Source organism: Corynebacterium sp. KPL2830, from assembly GCF_040225635.1.
In the GTDB taxonomy this organism is placed as follows: Bacteria; Actinomycetota; Actinomycetes; order Mycobacteriales; family Mycobacteriaceae; genus Corynebacterium.
In genome coordinates, this window is record NZ_JBEHFR010000065.1 from 1 (window position 1) to 864 (window position 864).

The following is an 864-nucleotide window of genomic DNA, read 5'->3' on the forward strand; positions in this document are numbered from 1 at the left end:
TTGATTCGTCTGCGGGCGAGTGCTACGACCGCAGCGTTGTGACGCTTGCCTTCCTTGCGCTTTCGTTCATAGAATTGCCGTGAACGCTCGTGGAATCTGATGGATGCAAAAGATGATTGCCATAGGGCGTTCTTTAATTTTTTGTTGCCGGCTCTATTCAGCGAATTCGACATTATTGAAGTGCCTGACTGGTTTGTCCGGGGCGACAGCCCAGCATATGAGGCCAAATGTCCAGGTGTTGGAAAGTCAGACATATCCCCGACAGTCATGAGGATTTGTGCTGCTGTTTTCGGGCCGATTCCAGGCATGGATAGCAGGATTTGTGTGTGGGGAATGTCGTCGATGAGGTCGATGACTTCCTTGTCGATCTCTGTGCGGTGATCAAGCTTGGCAAGTGCGTCTTTTGCTGACATTGCCACGCCCATTTCTGCATAGTGTGCACCGGCAATGGATACTGTTTGCTCAGCAATGGCAGCGAATATCGCATCGATAACTGGCTCGGGATTACGCGCTTTATGGCGGCGAGCGAAAGCTACAGCTTTTGTCTTACCGAGGCGTTTGATTTTCGTTGGCCCGCCGTAGCGGGCAAGCAGATGAAGGACCCATTTACGGTGGATTATCTGGCCGCGAATGGCCTGCTCAAATTGCGGGTAGCAACCGACAAGTGCACTTCGAATCTGATTGATGAGCCTGGTGTATGAGCGTGCCAAGTCTTCGTCGATACCATTGAGGACCTTAAGCTGACAGAAAGCCTTGTCCACGCGGTCGACACTGCGAAGGGATGCTGGAAGGTTCTTGCCAGCATGGGCAATGATGTAGGCATCTCGGATGTCCGTTTTGGCGTTTCCGGCATGGATGCGTGAG

General features: G+C 52.2%; 1 protein-coding gene. It reads right to left on the reverse strand.

All coding sequences use genetic code 11. From position 1 onward, the window contains the following. The coding region (locus ABRP87_RS11215) for an IS110 family RNA-guided transposase (protein ID WP_349868857.1) at positions 1–864 on the reverse strand (864 nt) is incomplete at both ends.